The sequence below is a fragment of the Candidatus Zixiibacteriota bacterium genome (genome assembly GCA_040752595.1).
In the GTDB taxonomy this organism is placed as follows: domain Bacteria; phylum Zixibacteria; class MSB-5A5; order WJJR01; family WJJR01; genus JACQFV01.
This window is the reverse complement of sequence record JBFMGX010000005.1, coordinates 60,040-76,550: the sequence shown is the minus strand read 5'-3', so window position 1 is coordinate 76,550 and position 16,511 is coordinate 60,040. Positions and strand designations below refer to the sequence as shown.

Below are 16,511 nucleotides of genomic sequence, written 5' to 3'. Positions count from 1 at the left end.
CGATCCGGACGGTTGGACTTGATGCGCGACGCCGACTTCATCCTCGCCCACGCCGGTGAATTGGTCACCATCGCCGATCCGGCGGGCGACAGTTCCTCCAGAAGAGGGAAGGCGCTTGCGGAGTTGTACATCATCCCCGATGGCGCAGTCGCGGCGTTGGATGGCCGGATTGTCTGGGTCGGAGCCACGGACCAACTGAGCCACAACGTGCGTCTGGTTACCGGTGGGAAAGAAGTCGACGCCGCTGGACGCGTGGTCACGCCGGGATTGATCGATGCCCATACACACCCCGTATTCGCCGCGCCGCGGGCGATGGAGTTCGCCCTACGGGCAACCGGCAAGACCTATCAGGAGATCGCCCGCGAAGGTGGCGGAATCATCAATTCTGTCGCCCGCACGCGTCAGGCCTCGTTCGATTCGCTCTGCGACATGGCGCGCGGCGTGGCCGATCGCATGCTGGCGCATGGCACAACCACGGCCGAGGCCAAGGGCGGATATGGCCTGAATCGCGACGATGAAATCAAGCTGCTACGGGTGATTCGGGCCATCAATGACAGTCACCCGATCGAGTGGGTGCCGACCGCGCTCCCGGCACATGAAGTCCCGGCGGAGTACAAGTCGGATCCCGATGCCTATGTGACAAATGTCTGCGAGGAGATCTTGCCGGCGATTGCCGCCGAGGGATTGGCGGAATTCAATGACGTCTTCTTCGAAACGGGAGTCTTCAACCGCAGTCAAACGGAGCGGATTCAACGCACCGCGCAGAAGCTCGGCTTTGGCCTAAAATTCCATGCCGACGAGTTGTCCGATGTCGGCGGGGCGGCATTGGCGGCGCAGATGGGAGCGGTCTCGGCCGATCACTTGGTGTACATTTCTCGGGAGGGGATCGCGGCGCTGGCCGGGAGCCGGACCATCGCCGTCTTGTTGCCCGGCACGGCCTACTATCTGGACTTGCCGAAGCGTCCCCCGGTGCGGCAGATGATCGACGCCGGTGTTGCGGTGGCCCTGGCGACCGACTGCAATCCCGGGAGCAACATGACCGAATCACTCCCTGTGGCGATGAATCAGGCCTGCGTGCTCTACAAGATGTCCCCCGCCGAGGCGTTGGTCGCGGCCACGATCAATGCCGCATGGGCGATCCGACGCGCCGATCTGATCGGGTCATTGGCCGTGGGAAAGCAGTGCGATCTTGTCGTGTGGAACGCGCAGGACTATCGCGAGATCGCCTACCACTACGGCATCAATCTTGCGGCGGTCGTGGTGAAGGGCGGATATGTTCGATCTTAGCCAAGTGCATTGCCGGAATGACCATGAACTTGATCATTGGCCCCCGACTGTCATCCCGAGCGAATCCCGCGCTCTTCGAGCGCGGGATGAAGCGAGGGATCTGCTGTTTGCTTTTTGCACGGACAGCAGATTCCCGCCCCGCCGGAGAACGGCGGGACTCGAACTGACAATGGCAACTATCTCTCGGCGATCCTCAGACACGATGATTCGGCGGGCAAAGCCCGCCCTACTCCTGATCGGCATAGGGCTCCTGGGTTGCGCGCCCTACTCGTTCTCCGGCGGGCGGACGGCGCTGGTGGCGTCGATCACGGTGCCGATCTTCGAGAACCAGACACCGGAATTCGGTTTGGCAGAAGATCTGACACAGGGGATCATCAACGGGTTCGTGGAGGACAATCAAGTCAAGGTGGTGGACGCGTCGGCGGCCGAGGCGATTCTGACCGGTCGGATCGTCGACTACAAGCGCCGCGCCTACACGTTTGACGCCACGGACCGTGTCAGCGAGTACATTGTCGAAATCTGGGTGACTGCCGATCTGACCAAGAAGGGTGAAGAGACACCGGTCTGGGCGGTCGAGCGGATGCGTGGTTTCGGCCCCTACAAGGCCGATTCCGAGGATGAGCAGAAGGGGCAGGAACGGGCGATCGCCAAACTGGCCGAGGACCTGCTCAATCGGACAATCAAAAGCTGGTGATAGTGGAGCGCCCGGTGCCCAGGTCGCTGGGAACCCGAACCGGGCTGGATGGTTGAACTACCAGTTGGGGCTTTTGCCCATTACCTTTCTCAGCGGGTTTGCAGAGGGGATACGATGTCAAAGACACGCCTGTTCACTTGGGCATTTCTCATTCTGGCAGCCACTGCCTCCATGGCGATCGCCGGGAGCCCCGGGGATGCGGGGTACACGTTCCTGAAGATCGGCACGGATGCACGGGCCGAGGGGATGGCCTCCGCGCAAACCGGATTGGGTGATGGGCTGGGTGCCGTCGCCTACAACCCGGCGGCCCTGGCCAAGACGCCGCCCAGACAGTTCTTGGCCACTTATAACAACTGGCTGGTTGATATTCAAAGTGGTTACCTCGCCGGCGCCATCGGCGTGGGACAGAATGGCCGTTTGGGTTTATCCGTGCAGTACCTGGACTACGGCGACTTCATCGCCCGCGACGGCGAGGGGAATCCAAGGTCCGACTTCGGCGCCTCGGACCTGGCAATTGGCGTGTCGCTGGCCGGTGCGCTGGGGGCGCGCACGCAGTGGGGCGTCACCGGGCGCTTCATCACCGAGTCGATGGATGATAGTTCCTCCCTCGGGCTGGCGGCGGATGTCGGGCTTTTGCATCAGTTGGGAGACAATCGCACCCGCCTCGGTCTGGCGGTGCGCAATGCCGGTGTGCAGACACGGGCCCTGACCGACGGTGGCCCTAAGGACGATTTGCCGATCACGTTCGCCGCCGGGATCTCGCACCGGCTCCAGGGGGCGCCGCTCTTGGCCGCAATTGACCTGCTCAAACCCAGGGATGATGATTTCGGTGCCGCCGCCGGTCTCGAACTCAGCGCGCTGTCGCCGCTCTATCTGCGCGCCGGGTACAACACCCTGGTCGGGAAGATCGACACCGGCTCGGGACGGGACAAGTGGGCCGGGATGACCATGGGACTTGGCTTCGTCATCGACCGGGTCGTCATTGATTACGCCTACGGATCCTATTCGCTCTTGGGCGATTCCCACCGTTTCACCCTGCGAACGAGCTTGTAGCTCATCGCCGCCCGTCGCTAACCCGCCGTACATGTTGCTGGCGGGGAGCGTCCCATTTCATTAAATCACATCACCGGAACGTCGACGAAAACGTCGATTGCGCCGGGAAGTGCGTCCGCAGCCAAAGCGAGGCCGATCATGAGTGATCGATGGACGTGTACGGCGAGATGGAGTGTCATCGGCGGAGTGCCGCATTGCTGTCTGCTCTTGGTATTCTCACTCGGATTGGCTTTGGGCTCGTGCGGCCCAAGCAGTCCTGATCCCAAGGACACGGTCAAAGAGATGTTCGCCGCGATGGAGCGATCGGACACGCTCCAGCTTTCGCGGCTGATCGATCTGCCCAGTGCGGCCCAGAATGTGCGGGCCGATCTGGCGCCGTCGCAGCCGGGTGAAAGCGAACCCGATTGGGGGCAACTGTTGCTCGCGTCCATGACGGGAGAAGGCGTATTGCGCAAGCGCTGGCTGGAGAATCAGATCGTTCTGGGAGCATCCCAGGTTCTGGACGACAGTGCCCTGGTTGAAGTGTCGTTCTTGGATCGACTCACGCGCGTGCAGTACTACAACAAGATGCGTCTCGTCTATCGCGACGGTCGTTGGGTGATCACCAGCTTTCGGACGATGTGAAGCGCCTTCCCGTCGACCGTGCCCGGGATTCACCCGCCATCGATGACGGTCTTTCACGATCAATGCCATGGAATCGGACGTTCAACTTGGCCCGTTACCGGTCTCCCAGGTCACGCTGGTCTTCATCGATGTTGAGACGACCGGGCTGCGCCCGGATCTTGATGACCGCGTGTGCGAGATGGCTCTGATCCGCCAACCCGGCAGGTACCGACCAGCGGAATGGTCAACGCTCATTGATCCGCAGCGGCCGCTGTCGGAGGGGGCATTTGCCGTCAATGGCATCACGCCGGAGATGCTCGTGGGCGCACCCACGTACGCGGATGTCGCTGATCACGTCGATGCCGCGCTTGCGGATGCGGTCTACGTGGCCCACAACGCCCCCTTCGACTTGGGTTTTCTCCGGGCCGAATACGCCCGCTTGGGACGGGTCTTCCCGGAACGCCCCACAATCGACACGGTGGCGCTGGCGCGCCGGTACCTGCGGCTGCCGTCCCATCGTCTGGGTGCCCTGGCGCGTCATTTTCGGATTCCCGACCCTGACGCGCACCGGGCATTGGGGGACTGTCGAACGACACGAGCGGTCCTGGCAGCGATCATTCGACGGGTGTTTCCCGACTCCGACCCCACGGTGGCGGAATTGACCTCCGTGACCCAGTCGTTCTCATCCAGGCGGACGGGGATGGTGGAGCCGGTCCTCCCGCCCTCGCTGGCGGAGATGATCGCCACGCAAAGACCGATCGAAATCGTGTACCTGTCGGCGGACGGGTCACGGACTCATCGGTCGATTCTCGTCCGGGATACGGTGCGTGTCGGCCGGCACATGTATCTCGTGGCCGATTGCCTGCTGCGACACGAGGAGCGTCGGTTTCGTCTGGACCGCATCATCGACTGGAATCTTCGGGAGTAGAAAACGACGATGGAGCCGGTCGATGACGGCATCGTGATCCGACCCCTCAGGCCCGGGGAGATTCCGCGCTTGTGGGGACTGTGGCGTGACTCGGGCGTGGCGATCCGTTCCGCCGGGCGGGACACCCTGGCCGAGTTGTCGCGGCAACAGCGCACAAACCCGGAGGGCTTCCTGGGAGCCTTCGCGGCAACAAACCTCGTCGGGTCGGTGATCGCCACCGACGACACCCGACGCGGCTGGATCAACCGTCTGGCGGTCCATCCTGAGAACCGACAGGCGCGTCTCGGTGCACGACTGTTGCAGGCGGCCGAGCGTGAGTTGCGCCGGCGGGGGTTGTTCATCATCGGTGCGCACATCGAAGCCGACAACCATGCATCACGCGCCTTGTACTTGTTTGCGGGATATAAACCTGATGAGAGAGATCGAGTACTTTTCCAAGCGGGATGGCGAGGATGTGTAGGCGGTCTGCCAGGATCGGATTGCGTCTTGTGCTCCTGACACTGCTCACGGTCACTGCGGTGCCGTCGCTGGCGCAGGATGCTCCCGCTAACAAGCGCGATGTTCCTGCCGTCGCCGCTTCGCTCATTCGGACAGGGCATGCCGACTCGGCGCTGGCAATGGTACGCCGCGCAATCCGCGCGGATTCCACCGACGCGAATCTGTGGTTGGCACTGGGGGAGGTGTACGCCGCGCTCGGTCGGATGACGGCGCGCATCTCCGCCTTTCGTCGCGCCCACGAGTTGCAGCCCGCCGCGGCGGATGCGCTCGCTGGACTGGCGGAGAGTTTTCTCGCTGGTGGCCAGGCGGATTCCGCAGGCGTGTACGCATGGAAGTTCACCAAGCTGGGTCAGTGGCGCAATCCCGAGGCTTACTACCTCATCGGCCGTGTGTATGAGGCGCAGGGCCAGGCCGACTCGGCGATCTACTATTATCGCTGGGCGCTGTCGCTCTTGCCCCGGCGGGGATTGTTCTAACGGATGCTGAAGACCATGCGCACAAGTGCCCCGGCATTCCCGGCGTCTCCTCGGGCGAGGTGTTCCGCACCTGTGTCGGGAAACAGAGGATCCCTTATCTCGACCCATGAAGAGAGCATCAGCGCCATCGTTCTAAGGGCCCCTGACGAAGTGAGCGGGCGAAAGAACTGCCTCACCCGATCCGTCCTCCGGACGGATCGACCTCTCCCCCTCGACTCCGCTCGGGGCAAGCCGGAGGGAGAGGTTGTCATCCCCTCTCCCTTGTGGGGCGAGGGCAGGGCTACCCTGAGCGAAGTCGAAGGGGTGAGGGGCTGTCGCAGACGCATTGAAAATGCCGAAGCCCCAACGCACCCCGGACTTCTCATTCTGTCAGACGCTCCAAGAAGGAGCAGGGGGATCTTGAATGACGGCCGGCGCCGCGTGCTGAACGTCATGGTTCTCGTGCTGCTGATCCTGGCGGCGCCGATGCTGCATCCGCCGGAGGCCGGCGCTTCCGAGTCCCTTCGCTTGCTGTGGGTCGGCGATCGCATCATGTCGTTTGTCCGTCACACGGTGCAGGGACAGGCACGACTCTGGACTCCCTCGGCCCCGGCGATCATCATCTTCTGGGCGCGCTGGTCTCCGTCGTCGCTGAGAGCGGTCAAAGACCTGGTCGCCGCGGAACCGAAGAGTGCGGCGCGCTGGGAGATCATGCCGATCAACGTCGATCACGCTCTCATCGACTCACGCGAGGCCGCATCGATTGAGGCGGCGCTGCGGCAAACCGGATACCAGGGTCCGGTCTGGTATGATGCCGAGTACGACCGTGTCCGTCGTTGGGGTCTTCTTTCGGTGCCGACCGTGATCATCGCGCGTATGGGCGGGATCGTGGAATTGGCGGAGGTGGGATGGTCGAGGCGTCAGCGCGACCGCATCATCTCCACGTATTGCGGCGCCATGACGGACACGACTCACGCCGTCATGCCTGATTCGATCGAGTACCGGTGTCGTCGTGATCTGAGCCATGCCCGCTTCCTCTGGCAAAGCGGTGCCGGGGACAGCGCCAAGGCACTGGCTCGTCGCGTCCAGTCGGCCTGCTCCACCATGGCCGATCCGTCGATTCTCTTGTCGTGGTGGCACTGGGAGGCTCAGGATACGGTATCGGCCCGCGCCGCGGCGGCGGCAGCGGTCCAAGCCGATTCGACCAATCCGTGGGGTTGGGTCACGCTGGCGGCGGTCGAAGAGCTGTGCGGGCGCTGCGAAGAGGCCCGCTCTTGTGCCGCGCGAGCGCTGGCGCTGGATTCCACCTTCACGCCGCCCCGCTTCGTGATGGCACGGTGTGCATTGATTGTCGGCGACACGCTTTTGGTGCGCGAGGCGGTCTCTCACCTTGAGAAGACCAGCCGTCACGACCCGGAACTGGCCTTGATTCGCGCCAAGCTGCGGGAGCTCCGCGGCGACCTTGCGGGAGCGGCCGCAGATTGGCATGAGGCGATCGGCGACTATCTGCGCAGGAATGATGAACGGGTAATGCGCCGGGTGCCGCGACGGTCAGGAGCGGCCGGACCGTGACAGTTCGTGGGGGACCGGAAACAGACGCCACGATGGAGGGAAACCAGTATATTGGGTTCTTGGGTCGCTGGAGCGCCATGCGGCGCCGGACGATAAATGAGATGATGGTCTGACCGAACTCATGTGAGGAGCAAGTCATGGGACAGAAGATAAGGCACAGCGCATTCGTGGCGGCCGCGTGCGTCTTGGCGGTGGCAGGCGGTCTGGTCGTCCATGCCGCTGAGAAGTCCTCGGTGGACAAGATCACGGCGTACCTTGGCCCGGGTGCGACCCCCAACAAAGCGATTGTGACAGTCTGGATGACGAACGTGAACCCCGTTGTCGGAATCACACTGCCATTCAAGTTCGCGCCGGGAGCCGACTCCGTCATGCTGGATTCACTGCTGACCACACAGGGGCGGGCGGCTTCCTTTCACGTCACTCAGCCCCTGTACAAGAAGGAGAACCAGACGCTGCTGGTGAACATGCTGGCCGGAATGGACTCCGTGGCCATTCTGGCGGGGGCGATTCCCCCAGGCGAGGGATTGCTGGCAACTTTATTCTTCAGCTCGAAGTCTGCCTTTCCCACTGAAGCCTTCAAGATGGCCGCAGTCCGTCTCCCTCCGGAGAACAACCTCCTGTTTGTGACCAACTCGTTCAATTCGATTCAGCCGGAATTCGAGTTGATCAAGAAACCGGCGCCGCCGTGGCCGCCCAAGACCGGTCAGAAGACGACAAAGGAGAGCGGCAAGGCGGGGGATCGCTAACGAGGACGACCGGGTCACCTCCCAGAATGACATTGACTTCAGGCAAAGCTCTGGGCTATCAAGCGCCCCGGTTTCCCACTCACAGAAGTGGGGGCCATGTGGGCATGGCATGCCGCCCTAGCTCAGTTGGTAGAGCAACGGACTGAAAATCCGTGTGTCCGCAGTTCAACTCTGCGGGGCGGCACTTTGGTGATCGTTGCCTGGCCCACAGGTTGTCTTCGACCACGCCACCGTAGCTCAGCTGGTAGAGCAGACGATTCGTAATCGTCAGGTCAGCGGTTCGATCCCGCTCGGTGGCTTTGTGCTCCGCCCTCGCTCTTGCCACTCTCAAGAGGATGTCGGGAGAGTGTCTTTGCATCCGGGACACATGGCGCGCCGTCCATCGACGTACCTGGTGTTTGCCCTGCCGTTGGCGGCGCTACTTCTCACCCGGTGGTGGACCCATTCCGACTGGCTGCTCGACGCCGATGCGGTCAATTATGCCCGCGCGCTGGCTGTCTTCGATCTCTCTCGAGGTTCCCCGCACCCGCCGGGTTATGTCCTCTTCGTCCTGCTGGCACGATTCGTCCACCAGTGGATCTCTGATCCCAACTCTGCTTACATCATTGTCAACGGTCTGATGCAGGCGTTGACGCTGGCGCTGGTCGCGAGCGTCTTTCGCCGGATGATCGGTCACATCGACACGATTCTCATCGCCGCGGTCGTTCTCTTCCATCCCCTTTTCTGGTACTATGGGAGCACCGCGTCCGTCTACACCGCCGATGCCGCCGTGACGCTGCTGATTGCCCACGCCATCCTCTCGCACCGCGACTCCCCGACGGCAGGACGCGCGTTTCTCCTTGGGCTGGTGTGGGCGGGAGCCGGGGGAATACGTCAGTTCACGGCCTTGCTGGCGGCACCGGCCGTCCTCCGGCATCTGTGGCGGGTGCGTCGCGATGTGGCTTGGACCAGGCTGATTTCGGGCGCGGTTCTGGGCGTCACGCTTTGGTTCGTGCCCCTGATGTACCTGTGTGAGGGGTGGTCGAAATACAAGACGGCATCTCGCGACATGTTCGAGTACTATCTTCTCACCCGCTCGCCTCTCTTCTCGCACAACTTGTCTGGTGTCTTCTACAACATGCTGTCGTGGTGCGGGGCCGCCTTTCAACTCCTCTGGCCACTGCTGCCACCGCTGGCCCTGGCTTTTGTCGCTGTTGTTCGCCGGCGGCAACGGCGTGCTCGTGGAGCGCCAGCCGATTCCGATGCCGGCTTGTGGCTCTTGTTGATCGGCCCGGCGGCCCTGTTCTTCCTGCTTGTTCACTGTGGTCAGATGGGATACATGCTGGGCTTCCTTGTGCCCGTTCTGGCATACCTGACCGGGGTCGTTCGGGGGCGCGGGGTTTCAAGGGGATGGCGGTGGGCGCTCGCGGCGACCGCTGTCATCGAGTTCGGCTGGTTCGCTCTGTGTCCACCGCCATCCCAGAAGTATCCCTCCGCTCAACCCCCGGAGTTCTATTTCCAGTTGCGCAACTGGCCGACGGTGGCCGCCAAGGTCTATAAGTACCAGTCCGACTTCACCCGCCAGGGTTTGCAAAAATGGCAGGACATCCTAAGGGGATACTTGCATACAATCAGTGCCTTCCCTGCCGACAGCACGGTCATCATCCACGCCTACGAACGCGAGCTTCAAGTCAACGTACTGGGTTACTACACCGCACCCAGTGCGCTCGTGAACCGCCACTGGCAGCGGTGGTGCTGGACATGCTCCGCCGGTCGGTGTGAAGACCTCAGTATCTCCATTCGGGATTCCCTGACTGTGCTGGAGTTGCCGCCCCGAATCAGGACGGTTCTCCTGATCGACGAGCGTGATTCGACCTCAGTTCGCCTGTACGACCCAGTCCTGGACCGATGGCGAAAGGGGCCGATTGCTGTCGCTCGTGATGGGGTCGTGGCTGTGGAGGATCTCAGAGTGCAGTGGCAGTGACACCGGCACGAGACCGCCCATTCAGAATGTAAGCCATTGCGATATAGCGTCTTGACGCGACTTGAGCGTGGTGCCGCCAAGGCGAACGAATTCACATCCGGGTTCGATTCTTGGGGCAACTTGTCGATAACTCGAAGTGGTGCAAACGAGTAATGCGGCACCACGTATAGGGCTTGGAAAAGCGAGCGAGCGGAGAGGCTGTGGTTTTTTCCGCTTGACTTTGTTTCTTGCGCCTGTATAATCAGAGTTTGCCGTGCGAGCGGCAAGGGTGTCTTCTGCTCTTTGAAAAGAGAATAGCGTTGACAGGCCAGACGCAGTTTTGATGCGGGCCTATGGAGATCCTCACACGATCTTCAAGGCCGAATTCGGACAATGAAGACGTTCATCACGGATCGTCTTCCTGAGAATCGATGATGAGTTGATTTCTCACGGAGAGTTTGATCCTGGCTCAGAACGAACGCTGGCGGCGTGCCTCATACATGCAAGTCGTGCGAGAAAGCGTCCTTCGGGGCGTTAGTAAAGCGGCGCACGGGTGCGTAACACGTGGGCAACCTGCCCACCGGTTCGGGATAAGCTCTCGAAAGGGGGTCTAATACCGAACGACAACCGGAGGGGGCATCCCTTCCGGTTCAAAGGCGGTCACTTTCGGGTGGCCGTCGCCGGTGGATGGGCCCGCGGTCCATTAGCTTGTTGGCGGGGTAATGGCCCACCAAGGCCGTGATGGATAGCCGACCTGAGAGGGTGACCGGCCACACTGGGACTGAGATACGGCCCAGACTCCTACGGGAGGCAGCAGTAGGGAATATTGCGCAATGGGCGAAAGCCTGACGCAGCAACGCCGCGTGGGTGACGAAGCTCCTTGGAGTGTAAAACCCTGTCGCCGGGGAAGAAACGGTCGTTCAGGAAATGGGACGGCCCTGACGGTACCCGGAGAGGAAGTTCCGGCTAACTCCGTGCCAGCAGCCGCGGTAACACGGGGGGAACGAGCGTTGTTCGGATTTACTGGGCGTAAAGGGTGCGTAGGCGGGCCGGTCAGTCGGGTGTGAAAACCCGCGGCTTAACCGCGGGCTGGCATTCGAAACTGCCGGTCTTGAGTACGGGAGAGGGAAGTGGAATTCCTGGTGTAGCGGTGAAATGCGTAGATATCAGGAGGAACACCGTTGGCGAAGGCGGCTTCCTGGACCGATACTGACGCTGAGGCACGAAGGCCGGGGGAGCAAACAGGATTAGATACCCTGGTAGTCCCGGCGGTAAACGATGGGCACTAGGTGTCGGAGGTATCGACCCCTCCGGTGCCGCAGTTAACACATTAAGTGCCCCGCCTGGGGAGTACGGCCGCAAGGTTGAAACTCAAAGGAATTGACGGGGGCCCGCACAAGCGGTGGAGTATGTGGTTTAATTCGACGCAACGCGAAGAACCTTACCTGGGCTTGACATGCGGTGGACCGGGTCAGAGATGACCCCTCTCCTTCGGGAGTCGCCGCACAGGTGCTGCATGGCTGTCGTCAGCTCGTGCCGTGAGGTGTTGGGTTAAGTCCCGCAACGAGCGCAACCCCTGTCCTCAGTTGCCAGCGGATCATGCCGGGAACTCTGGGGAGACTGCCCCGGTCAACGGGGAGGAAGGTGGGGATGACGTCAAGTCCTCATGGTCCTTACGTCCAGGGCTACACACGTACTACAATGGCCGGTACAGAGGGTCGCAAGACCGCAAGGTGGAGCCAATCCCTAAAGCCGGCCTCAGTTCAGATTGGAGTCTGCAACCCGACTCCATGAAGGTGGAATCGCTAGTAATCGCGGATCAGCACGCCGCGGTGAATACGTTCCCGGGCCTTGTACACACCGCCCGTCAAGCCATGGAAGTCGGGGGTACCCAAAGTCATCGTTCTAACCCGCAAGGGATGGCGATGCCCAAGGTAAACCCGATGACTGGGGCTAAGTCGTAACAAGGTAGCCGTAGCGGAAGCTGCGGCTGGATCACCTCCTTTCTAAGGAGTACGGTGTGACGTTCCGCTTTCGGGCGGAACAGAACAACCGAGGTCGATCGCATCGAATCGGCCGACGGCCTGTCACGCTATTTGTTTCCATACTGCCAGTTTGAGCGGGGGTTCAAGCCACAGGCCTCGGACCTCCGGGTCGCAGCCGGGCAGGGCCTATAGCTCAGACGGTTAGAGCGCGCGCCTGATAAGCGCGAGGTCAGTGGTTCAACTCCACTTAGGCCCATAGTCATGCGCGGGTCGGCCCGCATATCACCATCAGGCGCGATGTCGGCAGGAGAGGATCTGGGGACGTAGCTCAGCTGGGAGAGCGACGGTTTTGCACGCCGTAGGTCGCCGGTTCGATCCCGGTCGTCTCCACCAACGGCAGTGCATGCCCCGACAAGTTTCGCGGTCGCCGGTGGGGGATCGCAGCCGGACGGTTCTTTGACAACTTCATACGGGAAGTGTCTCGATTTCTCTTTCGACCGAGAGAGTCGATCGAGCCACCCAAGGATTTTCGGTCAAGTTACCAAGGGTATACGGGGGATGCCTTGGCACGGGTAGGCGAAGAAGGACGTGGTAAGCTGCGATAAGCCTCGGGTAGCGGCAAACACGCATTGATCCGGGGATTTCCGAATGGGGCAACCCGGTTCCGTTCATACGGAATCACCCCCCGCTGAATCCATAGGCGGGCGGGAGCGAACGAGGAGAACTGAAACATCTTAGTACCCTCAGGACAAGACGACAATAGTGATTCCCTCAGTAGCGGCGAGCGAACAGGGAACAGCCCAAACCGGTTGGCACGTTAAAGGCGGCGTCCGTTGTGCGGCCGGGGTAGCGGGACTCATTCGTGGCCTCCATGCCGGGAGGCCGGGGAGTTACCAATCACATTCATAGCCGAAGTATCTGGAACGATACGCCACAGAAGGTGAAAGGCCTGTAGGCGAAATGGATGTGACTTCCCAGGATGGGCACCCAAGTAGGGCGGGACACGTGAAATCCCGTCTGAATCCGTCGCGACCACGCGATAAGGCTAAATACTCACCCGTGACCGATAGTGAACCAGTACCGCGAGGGAAAGGTGAAAAGCACTCCTGACGGAGAGTGAAATAGTACCTGAAACCGTATACCTACAAGCTGTGGGAGTCCTTCCCTGGTCTTCGGACCGGGGCGGGATGACCGCGTGCCTATTGAATAATGATCCGGCGAGTTGCTCGCATATGGCCGGTTAAGCCAAACACTGGCGCAGCCGTAGCGAAAGCGAGTCCGAAATGGGCGTCATATGGTCGTATGCGGCAGACCCGAAGCCGTGTGATCTAGGCATGGCCAGGATGAAAGCGCGGTAAAACGCGCTGGAGGTCCGAACCCACCTGCGTTGAAAAGCCGGGGGATGAGCTGTGCCTAGGGGTGAAAGGCCAATCAAACTCGGCGATAGCTGGTTCTCCCCGAAATAGCTTTCGGGCTAGCCTCGTGTCATAGAGCCGCGGAGGTAGAGCACTGAATGGGCTAGGGGCCCCACAAGGTTACCGACCCCAATCAAACTCCGAATGCCGCGGTATCGTTCCACGGGAGTCAGGGCGCGAGGGATAAGCTTCGCGTCCGAGAGGGAAACAACCCAGATCGCCGGCTAAGGCCCCCAAGTGCACGCTGAGTGACTAAGGATGTAGGACTACTAAAACAGCTAGGATGTTGGCTTAGAAGCAGCCACCATTTAAAGAGTGCGTAATAGCTCACTAGTCTAGTGATCCTGCGCCGATAATTACCGGGACTAAGCGTGCCGCCGAAGCCGCGAACTCCGCCTTCGGGCGGTTTGGTAGGGGAGCATTGCCAACGGGGCGAAGGCCGTCCGTGAGGACGACTGGACCGTTGGGAAGTGATTATGCCGGAACGAGTAGCGATAAGACGGGCGAGAAACCCGTCCACCGAAAACCCAAGGGTTCCTGAGGAAGGTTAATCCGCTCAGGGTCAGTCGGGTCCTAAGCCGAGGCCGAGAGGCGTAGGCGATGGCAAACAGGCGAACATTCCTGTACCTCCTGAGGACGCGTTTGAGCGATGGGGTGACGCAGAAGCAATGGCCAGCCCGGTGTCGGATGTCCGGGTCCAAGCTGGTAGGAGGGTGCGGCAGGCAAATCCACCGCACCATGACTCCGAGAGGCGATGGGGAGGGCGCAAGCCCGCAAACTGGTCTTCAGCCCGCTGCCGAGAAAAACCTCTAAGCGAGTGTCTTCGGGAGCCCGTACCGTAAACCGACACAGGTGGGTGAGGAGAATATCCTAAGGTGCTCGAGAGAACCCTCGTTAAGGAACTAGGCAAAATGGCCCCGTAACTTCGGAAGAAGGGGTGCTCCTGAGTACGTCGTCGTGCACGCCACGGCGGCGGAATGGAGCCACAGTAAAGTGGCCTGGGTGACTGTTTACTAAAAACACATGTCTGTGCGAAGCCTAAGAAGGCGACGTATACGGACTGACACCTGCCCGGTGCTGGAAGGTTAAGAGGAGGGGTCAGTTCGCCGCAAGGCGGACGAAGCTCTGAATCGAAGCCCCAGTAAACGGCGGCCGTAACTATAACGGTTCAATCACGTCCCCTTTATCCGATTCGCTACCCTTGTTCTGCAACCGCAGAACGAAAATAGGGCCGTTACCAAATCCGGCTATATGCTGGAACCTCCGTGTATCCGAGACTACAGGCGTTGTGGCTCTTGTGGAGGCGCATGGCAACGCGCCCGTCTACGTCCCCGACGCGTGTGACAACGTCCTCGGTGCGGACAACCAGCAGGAAAGACCGCAGTTGACAGTTCTTGTAGGGGCACGGCGTGCCGTGCCCGGCAAGACGGTTCGTTTGCGGAATCCCCAGAGACTATACGCCGGAGACGCGCGCGCTCTTGTCATTCCGAGCGCAGCGAGGAATCTGCTGTCCAAGAAAAGCAGATCCTTCGCGACCGATTCGCACAAGGTGCGAATCGGGCTCAGGATGACAGTAGGTTGAGTCTGTGCGTCAAGACATAGTCCGACCTGCATGGCGACATGCAGAGCCCGACGGAAACGATCGGGCCGATCCTGTCCATGCAATCACACGCCCGTGTGAGGACAGAGGGCTTCCAGCCCCCTGCGCAGCGGGCTGAAAGCCCGCTGTCCTCGATGGTTGGTGATGGCCGGGATCTGTAACAACCTGCCTAAGGTAGCGAAATTCCTTGTCGGGTAAATTCCGACCTGCACGAATGGTGTAACAACTTGGGCGCTGTCTCAACGAGGGGCTCGGCGAAACTGTAGCAGCGGTGAAGATGCCGCTTACCCGTATCGGGACGGAAAGACCCCGTGAACCTTTACTGTAACCTGGCATTGGGTTTTGATGTGGCATGTGTAGCATAGGTGGGAGACGTTGAGACCGGGTCGCTAGACTCGGTGGAGTCGCCGTTGAAATACCACCCTTGTTATATTGGAATTCTAACCCAGGGCCGTGAATCCGGCTCGGGAACATTGCCAGGCGGGCAGTTTGACTGGGGCGGTTGCCTCCTAAACGGTAACGGAGGCGCCCAAAGGTTCCCTCAGGCTGTTTGGTAATCAGCCGCAGAGCGTAAAGGCACAAGGGAGCTTGACTGCGAGACCAACAAGTCGAGCAGGTGCGAAAGCAGGGCTTAGTGATCTGGCGGTTGCGCGTGGAAGCGCCGTCACTCATCGGACAAAAGGTACTCCGGGGATAACAGGCTTATCTCCTCCGAGAGTTCACATCGACGAGGAGGTTTGGCACCTCGATGTCGGCTCATCGCATCCTGGAGCTGGAGAAGGTTCCAAGGGTTCGGCTGTTCGCCGATTAAAGCGGTACGTGAGCTGGGTTTAGAACGTCGTGAGACAGTTCGGTCCCTATCTGATACGGGCGTAGGAAACTTGCGGGGAGCTGTTCTTAGTACGAGAGGACCGGAATGGACGGACCTCCGGTGTACCGGTTGTCACGCCAGTGGCACCGCCGGGTAGCCGCGTCCGGAAGGGATAAGCGCTGAATGCATCTAAGTGCTAAGCCCACCCCAAGACTAGGTTTCCCACTCTTCGGAGTCTGTAGGCCCCAGGTAGATTACCTGGTTGATAGGTCGCAGGTGTAAGCCCCGTGAGGGGTTCAGCCGAGCGATACTAATCGGCCGTGCGACTTGACCGAATAAAATTCCCACGGGATTTCAGACGAAATCCCTGGGTGGGTTGATCGATTTGACCTTCCCTCTCCTCCAGGAGAGGGTGGGGCTCGCCCTGAGCATAGTCGAAGGGCGAGGGTCAGAAGAAATCAGTGCACTATTCACTTCCCATATGAAGTTGTCGGCGAACCGATCGGTTCTAATCCCCCTCTCCCTGGAGGGAGAGGGCTGGGGTGAGGGTTCTTATCCTGGTCTCGGCAACGAGAGGATGTGGCCCTGACCCTGGTCAGGGTTGATCAACGCCACAAGTTTCCGGTGGCAATGGCGAGGGGGAAACACCCGTTCCCATTCCGAACACGGCCGTTAAGCCCCTCTGCGTCGATGGTACTGCCCGCTCGCGCGGGTGGGAGAGTAGATCGCCGCCGGGAGTAAATCGAAGCCCCGTTCGCACACAGCGAATGGGGCTTTCTGTTTTTGGCGGGACATGTAGGGGCGGTTCGCGAACCGCCCGTCCTCTCCAGGATAGACGGGCGCATCGCGATGCGCCCCTACAGGCCATCGCCGGCGAAAACAGCAGACCCCTCCCCACGCTCGGGGTGACAGGATCCCCCTG

10 protein-coding genes, 4 tRNA genes and 3 rRNA genes are annotated in these 16,511 nt (G+C 60.8%); all 17 read left to right on the top strand.

What is annotated here, in order from left to right; all coding sequences use genetic code 11:
• The first annotated feature begins 21 nt into the window (after nucleotides 1–21).
• The 17 genes from hutI to rrf all read left to right on the top strand — a co-directional run bounded on the left by hutI (nucleotide 22) and on the right by rrf (nucleotide 16,326).
• On the top strand, nucleotides 22–1,287 hold the full coding sequence (gene hutI, locus AB1792_02700) for an imidazolonepropionase (protein MEW5701120.1): 1,266 nt from the start codon (nucleotides 22–24) through the stop codon (nucleotides 1,285–1,287).
• Between the two features lie 202 nt (nucleotides 1,288–1,489).
• Nucleotides 1,490–1,981, top strand: a complete 492-nt coding sequence (locus tag AB1792_02695) for an LptE family protein (protein MEW5701119.1) — start codon at nucleotides 1,490–1,492, stop codon at nucleotides 1,979–1,981.
• A 114-nt stretch (nucleotides 1,982–2,095) separates the two neighbouring features.
• Nucleotides 2,096–3,034: a PorV/PorQ family protein gene (locus tag AB1792_02690; protein ID MEW5701118.1), complete on the top strand. Its 939-nt coding sequence runs from the start codon at nucleotides 2,096–2,098 to the stop codon at nucleotides 3,032–3,034.
• Between the two features lie 138 nt (nucleotides 3,035–3,172).
• Nucleotides 3,173–3,658, top strand: coding sequence for a hypothetical protein (locus AB1792_02685; protein MEW5701117.1), 486 nt, complete (start codon nucleotides 3,173–3,175; stop codon nucleotides 3,656–3,658).
• A gap of 67 nt (nucleotides 3,659–3,725) precedes the next feature.
• Nucleotides 3,726–4,565 carry an exonuclease domain-containing protein gene (locus AB1792_02680; protein ID MEW5701116.1) on the top strand — a complete coding sequence of 280 codons (840 nt, stop codon included), beginning with the start codon at nucleotides 3,726–3,728 and terminating at the stop codon, nucleotides 4,563–4,565.
• A gap of 9 nt (nucleotides 4,566–4,574) precedes the next feature.
• Nucleotides 4,575–5,063 carry a GNAT family N-acetyltransferase gene (locus tag AB1792_02675; GenBank protein MEW5701115.1) on the top strand — a complete coding sequence of 163 codons (489 nt, stop codon included), beginning with the start codon at nucleotides 4,575–4,577 and terminating at the stop codon, nucleotides 5,061–5,063.
• Entirely contained in the window at nucleotides 5,054–5,539 is a 486-nt protein-coding gene (locus AB1792_02670) for a tetratricopeptide repeat protein (protein ID MEW5701114.1), read from the top strand. Before AB1792_02675 ends, AB1792_02670 begins: the two co-directional genes overlap by 10 nt.
• Before the next feature lie 399 nt (nucleotides 5,540–5,938).
• Nucleotides 5,939–7,090 carry a hypothetical protein gene (locus tag AB1792_02665; GenBank protein MEW5701113.1) on the top strand — a complete coding sequence of 384 codons (1,152 nt, stop codon included), beginning with the start codon at nucleotides 5,939–5,941 and terminating at the stop codon, nucleotides 7,088–7,090.
• Nucleotides 7,091–7,227: 137 nt separating this feature from the next.
• Nucleotides 7,228–7,836, top strand: coding sequence for a hypothetical protein (locus tag AB1792_02660; GenBank protein ID MEW5701112.1), 609 nt, complete (start codon nucleotides 7,228–7,230; stop codon nucleotides 7,834–7,836).
• 111 nt (nucleotides 7,837–7,947) lie between these two features.
• A tRNA-Phe gene (locus AB1792_02655) sits at nucleotides 7,948–8,020 on the top strand.
• 42 nt (nucleotides 8,021–8,062) lie between these two features.
• Nucleotides 8,063–8,135 (top strand) — tRNA-Thr (locus AB1792_02650).
• Between the two features lie 47 nt (nucleotides 8,136–8,182).
• Entirely contained in the window at nucleotides 8,183–9,799 is a 1,617-nt protein-coding gene (locus AB1792_02645; GenBank protein ID MEW5701111.1) for a DUF2723 domain-containing protein, read from the top strand.
• Between the two features lie 425 nt (nucleotides 9,800–10,224).
• Nucleotides 10,225–11,784 (top strand): 16S ribosomal RNA (locus AB1792_02640).
• 161 nt (nucleotides 11,785–11,945) lie between these two features.
• Nucleotides 11,946–12,019 (top strand) — tRNA-Ile (locus AB1792_02635).
• A 61-nt stretch (nucleotides 12,020–12,080) separates the two neighbouring features.
• Nucleotides 12,081–12,156 (top strand) — tRNA-Ala (locus AB1792_02630).
• 138 nt (nucleotides 12,157–12,294) lie between these two features.
• A 23S ribosomal RNA gene (locus AB1792_02625) occupies nucleotides 12,295–15,924 on the top strand.
• Nucleotides 15,925–16,209: 285 nt separating this feature from the next.
• Nucleotides 16,210–16,326 (top strand): 5S ribosomal RNA (rrf, locus tag AB1792_02620).
• The 16S, 23S and 5S rRNA genes sit together here with 2 tRNA genes alongside, the layout of an rRNA operon.
• Nucleotides 16,327–16,511: the final 185 nt, after the last annotated feature.